Source organism: Alysiella crassa DSM 2578 (assembly GCF_000745955.1).
GTDB classification, from domain to species: Bacteria; Pseudomonadota; Gammaproteobacteria; order Burkholderiales; family Neisseriaceae; genus Simonsiella; species Simonsiella crassa.
Map to the genome: position 1 here is coordinate 1 of NZ_JQKH01000112.1, position 5,753 is coordinate 5,753.

Consider the following 5,753-nt stretch of genomic DNA (forward strand, 5'->3'; position numbering starts at 1 on the left):
AGAAATGGTGGTGCGAATTTGGTATGGTGCTTTGCGTTATATTGCGCCGATTGCGATTTTGCTGGTGTTTGCGAATACATTGGGGTGGATTAAATTTTAAATTTTCAGGCAACCTGAAAATTAAATTGTAAGAAAATACAATTATTAACTGAAAAACATCAAAATTTGTTTTACAAATAAATTGACAGATTTTCAAATTCCGCTATAATTCAATCTTCATTCCCTGATAGCTCAGTCGGTAGAGCGACGGACTGTTAATCCGCAGGTCGCTGGTTCGAGCCCAGCTCGGGGAGCCAAATTTAAACCGCCTAAACAAATGTTTAGGCGGTTTTATTTTGTGGATAATTTGGGTGGTGTGTCCAAATTGTGTCTATTTTTCAGGCTGCCTGACAACATACAACACAAATAACAGTAGGGTGCGTACCACGCACCAAACCATTCAAATTGCGTGCAATTCGGTGCGTAATACGCACCCCACATGAAGTTTACCGTGTATTTTCAGGCAGCCTGAAAATCATATTTTCATTTAAAAACAATCATCAGGCACACGCACCCAGCCTTCCATAATCACACGCGCCGAACGGCTCATCACGGCTTTGGTTGCCGTCCATTCGCCATTGGGCTGTTGCGCCACAGCCGCGCCCACGCGTAAAGTGCCAGACGGGTGTCCGAAACGCACCGCCTCGCGCTCGCCACCGCCAGCCGCCAAATTGACCAAAGTATTCGGCACGGCGGCGGCTGTCGCAATCGCTACGGACGCGGTTCCCATCATCGCATGGTGCAATTTGCCCATAGAGAATGCGCGCACCAGCAAATCAATTTCTTGTTTTTCCACCACTTTGCCGCTTGATGCGGTGTAATTTTGCGGTGGCGCGACAAAGGCGACTTTGGGCGTGTGTTGGCGCGTTTGTGCCTCGTCCAGATTGGCAATCAAGCCCATTTTCAATGCGCCATACGCGCGGATTTTTTCAAAAAACGCCAATTTTTCAGGGTCGCCATTGATGTCGGCTTGCAATTCTGTGCCTGTGTAGCCGATGTCTGCCGCGTTCACAAACACAGTGGGAATGCCCGAATTGATGAGCGTGGCAGGGATTTGTCCGATGTCGGGAATGTCCAATAAATCAACAACATTGCCTGTGGGGAACATGGCACCTTCGCCATCGGCAGGGTCTAAAAATTCAATCACGACTTCGGCGGCTGGAAAGGTTACGCCGTCCAATTCAAAATCGCCTGTTTCCAACACTTCGCCATTTTGAATGGGAACGTGGGCGATGATGGTTTTGCCGATGTTTTTTTGCCAAATGCGGACGGTGCAAATGCCGTTTTCGGGGATTTTTTCTTTATCCACAATGCCTTGTGCAATGGCAAACGCGCCCACTGCTGCCGTCATGTTGCCGCAATTTCCGCTCCAATCCACAAAAGGTTTGTCAATGGCGACTTGCCCAAACAAATAGTCCACATCGTGTTCAGGCTGCGTGGATTTGTCCAAAATCAAGGCTTTGCTGGTGGACGAGCTGGCATTGCCCAAGCCGTCAATTTGTTGTTTGTAGGGGTCGGGGCTGCCGAGTACGCGCAAGAGCAATTTGTCGCGTGCTTCGCCTGCGCTTTGGGCGCGTTCGGGCAAATCGCTTAATTTGAAAATCACGCCTTTGGACGTGCCACCGCGAACGTAAACGGCTGGGATTTTAATTTGGGGCATAATGTTTTTCTCCTAAAAAATGGTTACAAAGGGTTGTTTGAATTTTTCAGGCTGCCTGCAAAGCGTCAATTCAATATTAAATAGATTATATTACTCTGATTTGTTTAATAATTCTGATAATGGCATTTGTAAAGCATCGGCAATTCTGCCCATAACATCAATAGAAACGGCACGGCTACCGCGCTCAATTTCACAAACATAGGTTTTGCTGATTTGTGCGTCAAATGCCAATTCTTCCTGTGAGATTTCTTTCAAACGGCGAATTCTGCGCATATTTTCTGCAAAAATTAAACGATAAAAGTGGGGGGTATTTTGTTTTTCCATGCCAGCATTGTTAAAAAACAAAATCCGAGTAACAATCAACTATCGTTTATTAAAATTAAATTATAGTTGAATTTTTGAAAATGGGTTGATACAATTTACTTGCCACAAAAGTGGTGTCATTTAAAATCTCAACATAAGGAATTTGATTATGGCTCAAAATAATACTGGCAATAGCAATCCAAATTGGCCCAGCAGAACAGGTAATCCATCAGGAGGTAGTAGGGGGAATAATCCACCGTCATCAGGTGGTAAGTCTGGTGGTGGTTCTTCAGGCAGTAAGAAATAAGAAAATCCCCATTTAAATCAGACTATTGATTTAAATGGGGGGTAAATGAAATCATGAGCTTATTTTATATAAATAACATATTGATTTTTAATATAAACAGGCAGCCTGAAACATTTTCAGGCTGCCTGTAAATATGATTTATCTTAATTATTTCTGTTTAGCGACTTGCAAATAAATCCCCGACACATCTTCGCCGCCCAAACCTGCTTCTACCGCCGCCCGATATTGCGCGGCGGTGGTTTCAATCGCGGGCAAAGTCAAATTCATTTGTGCCAATTCGCCACACGCCAAATTCAAATCCTTGCTGGCGTGTTTCAACATAAACGCGGCTGGGAAAGTTTTGTCCAACAACAAAGGTTTTTTGGTTTGGAACATCGGCGAATTCATGGCAGAACCGCCAATTGCTTCGGCTAACTCATTTAAATTAATGCCGAATTTTTCGCCCATCAACATCGCTTCGGCATACGCTTCGCCAAATACGCCCAACAGCGAATTCAGCACCAATTTCGCGCCCGAACCTTTGCCCACGCCGCCAAAATGGAAAGTTTGTTTGCCCAACACGCTGAACACGCCGCGCAATGGATTCAACACGCTTTCTTCGCCACCAAATAAAATCAGTAACGTGCCTTGTGTGGCTGGCACCACCGAACCTGAAACAGGGGCTTCGGCAAATTGTCCGCCGTGCGATTCTACCAAGTCTTTGATTTTTAAGTTTTCTGTTGGCGATACGGTACTCATATTGACAATGATTTTGCCATTTAATTGGGCGCAGACTTCATCGTTCAAAATCGCCACTGCCGCCGCATAATCCGACACCATCAAAATCACGGCTGGATAATCGCGCAGCAATTCGCTGGCAGATGGGTACACTTTCGCGCCTTTTTCGGCAAATTCGGCGCATTTGTCGGCATTTCTGTTGTACACGCCCACGCCAATCTCGTGCGCCAACAGGCGATTAACCATAGGCACGCCCATTTGCCCTAAACCAATCCAGCCGATTTGTTTGAATTCTGTACTCATCATATTTCCTTGTTTGTTTGTTGATAAAAAAGTGGGGGAATGGTGTTCAGGCAGCCTGAAAATAATTTGCTTATTGTGATGGACTCATCGCTTTCAGGCTGCCACCCTGTATTTATACACGCAAATTCATAAAATAAAATTTTAATTTTGTTTACTAATTCGCAATAATCTATCTAATTTATCTTTTTTTAACATAAATTGTCAAAATTTGCTTTATTAACCTATTTTGTCTGTGTTACGGTAAAAAAGAATTTTGTAACGCTGCGGAGAAAAATGATGACTCAATCTAAATTCATTCATTATTTAAAACAGAAAAATATTAATCCAAATGTGTTTTTAAGCGCAAGTGCCATGATTGCTGCGATTATCGCGGTAGCCGTGATTGCGCCTAAATGGGCAGATGGCGCGTTAAAAAGTTTGCAGGCTGCCATCGTGAACAATGGTAGTTGGTATTATATTCTCACGGTGGCGGTGATTTTAATTACTACAGTGTATTTGAGTTTGTCGCGCTATGGCAATATTAAACTGGGATTAGACCACAGTAAACCCGAATACAGCGATTTTTCATGGTTTGCCATGTTGTTTTCGGCGGGCATGGGGATAGGTTTGATGTTTTTTGGGGTGGCGGAACCTGTGATGCACTTTTTGTCGCCGCCGCTAGGGGAGGGCGGTAATGTGCAGGCTGCCCGTGAAGCCATGCGGCTGACGTTTTTCCATTGGGGTTTGCATGCGTGGGCGATTTATGCGATTGTGGCGTTGATTTTGGCATATTTTGCGTATCGCCATCATTTGCCGCTCACATTGCGCTCGGCGTTGTATCCTTTGATTGGCGAGCGGATTTATGGCAAATGGGGCGACGCGGTGGACGTGTTTGCGGTGGTTGGCACTTTGTTTGGTGTGGCGACTTCGCTGGGTTATGGTGTGTTGCAGGTGAATACGGGTTTGAATTATTTATTGCCGAATTTGATTCAGGTAAATATTCCCACGCAAATTGTGCTGATTATTGTGGTGAGTGGTTTAGCGACTTTGTCGGTAACGAGTGGTTTGGACAAGGGCGTGAAATTTTTGTCTGAATTGAATATAGGTTTGGCGGTATTGCTGTTGCTGTTTGTGCTGCTGACGGGTTCTACGGTGTTTTTATTGCAAGCGTTTGTGCAAAATGTGGGGACGTATGCGTCTAATATTGTCGGCATGACGTTTAATATGTATGCCTATCAGAAAACGGATTGGTTTGGCGGTTGGACGATTTTGTATTGGGGTTGGTGGTTGAGCTGGTCGCCATTTGTGGGTTTGTTTATTGCCAAAGTGTCGCGTGGGCGCACGATTCGTGAATTTGTGGCGGGTGTATTATTAGTGCCGACCGGGTTTACGTTTTTGTGGATGACGGTGTTTGGCAATTCGGCGATTGATATGATTTTGAATCGCGGCATTACGCAATTGGGCGATGTGGTGAATAAAGACGTGTCTTTGGCATTGTTTGCCATGTTTGAACATTTGCCGATGTCGGGGATTTTGATGACGATTGCTTTGCTGATGGTGGTGGTGTTTTTTGTTACATCGGCAGACTCGGGCGCGTTGGTGATGGATATGTTATGCGCCAATGGCGAGGGCAGTAAGGGCTTGATGTACCGTATTTTTTGGTCGTCTAGTGCGGGGTTGGTGGCGATTGTGTTGTTGTTGGCGGGTGGATTGGGCGCGTTGCAGACGATGACGATTGCCAGTGCTCTGCCGTTTGTAACCGTGTTGATGGTGGCGACTTATGGTTTGATGAAAGCCTTGCGCGTGGACGCGGAAAAATTGGAAGTGCAGCAATTGAGTTTAACCACGCCTTTACCAGCGATGGGCAGTGGCGCGTGGCGTGAGCGTTTGCGCGTGATGATGGATTATCCGAATCGGGAACGGGTGGCGCAATTTATTGACGACACGGTTCAGGCAGCCTGCAAAGATGTGGCGGCTGAATTGGCAAATAATGGCGTGAAAGCAGATGTGATGGCGGAATCTGGTCGCGTGTCTTTGCTGATTTATCAGGGTGATAAGGTAGATTTTATTTACAAAGTCAAAGCGATTGGGCATATTCGCCCCGAATTTGCCAGCCCGTCCATGACCGAGAGCCATGCGCCTGAAGAGCAGAAATATTACCGCGCCGAAGTGTATTTAACTCAAGGTGGGCAGGACTACGATATTATGGCGTGGACAAAAGAAGGTGTGATTAATGATATTATTCAACAATATCATACGCATATGCACTTTTTGCATCGCATTCGCTAAATTTGAATTTGTGAAATCAGTTTTCAGGCTGCCTTTCAGTACACGCCAATTTTTACCAACACCCCAAATGTAGGGTGCGTACCACGCACCAAACCATTCAAATAGTTGAAATTTAGGTGCGTAATACACACCCTACATGAATTTTGTCGTGTACTG

5 protein-coding genes and 1 tRNA gene are annotated in these 5,753 nt (G+C 45.3%); 2 read left to right on the top strand and 4 right to left on the bottom strand.

Going from position 1 to position 5,753, the window contains the following annotated elements; translation table 11 throughout:
• Window positions 1–220 precede the first annotated feature (220 nt).
• Window positions 221–296, top strand: a tRNA-Asn gene (locus tag Q338_RS11770).
• 34 nt (window positions 297–330) lie between these two features.
• Here Q338_RS11770 and Q338_RS14640 read toward each other — a convergent pair.
• The 4 genes from Q338_RS14640 to Q338_RS11785 all read right to left on the bottom strand — a co-directional run bounded on the left by Q338_RS14640 (window position 331) and on the right by Q338_RS11785 (window position 3,332).
• On the bottom strand, window positions 331–480 hold the full coding sequence (locus Q338_RS14640) for a hypothetical protein (protein WP_156961083.1): 150 nt from the start codon (window positions 478–480) through the stop codon (window positions 331–333).
• A gap of 46 nt (window positions 481–526) precedes the next feature.
• Window positions 527–1,699, bottom strand: a complete 1,173-nt coding sequence (gene prpF / locus Q338_RS11775) for a 2-methylaconitate cis-trans isomerase PrpF (RefSeq protein ID WP_034295688.1) — start codon at window positions 1,697–1,699, stop codon at window positions 527–529.
• Window positions 1,700–1,789: 90 nt separating this feature from the next.
• A complete protein-coding gene (locus tag Q338_RS11780; RefSeq protein WP_244773467.1) occupies window positions 1,790–1,972 on the bottom strand; it encodes a helix-turn-helix domain-containing protein in 183 nt (60 codons plus the stop codon).
• A 484-nt stretch (window positions 1,973–2,456) separates the two neighbouring features.
• Window positions 2,457–3,332 (bottom strand): NAD(P)-dependent oxidoreductase, encoded by an 876-nt coding sequence (locus Q338_RS11785; protein ID WP_211249458.1) that lies wholly within the window; start codon window positions 3,330–3,332, stop codon window positions 2,457–2,459.
• 270 nt (window positions 3,333–3,602) lie between these two features.
• On the opposite strand from Q338_RS11785, the gene Q338_RS11790 reads away from it, so the two are divergent.
• Window positions 3,603–5,597, top strand: a complete 1,995-nt coding sequence (locus Q338_RS11790; RefSeq protein ID WP_051968638.1) for a BCCT family transporter — start codon at window positions 3,603–3,605, stop codon at window positions 5,595–5,597.
• Window positions 5,598–5,753 lie beyond the last annotated feature (156 nt).

Coding starts and splice junctions, on each gene's coding strand:
- Q338_RS14640 (WP_156961083.1), bottom strand. CDS start 480: ATGTGGGGTGCGTATTACGCACCGAATTGCACGCAATTTGAATGGTTT.
- prpF (WP_034295688.1), bottom strand. CDS start 1,699: ATGCCCCAAATTAAAATCCCAGCCGTTTACGTTCGCGGTGGCACGTCC.
- Q338_RS11780 (WP_244773467.1), bottom strand. CDS start 1,972: ATGCGCAGAATTCGCCGTTTGAAAGAAATCTCACAGGAAGAATTGGCA.
- Q338_RS11785 (WP_211249458.1), bottom strand. CDS start 3,332: ATGATGAGTACAGAATTCAAACAAATCGGCTGGATTGGTTTAGGGCAA.
- Q338_RS11790 (WP_051968638.1), top strand. CDS start 3,603: ATGATGACTCAATCTAAATTCATTCATTATTTAAAACAGAAAAATATT.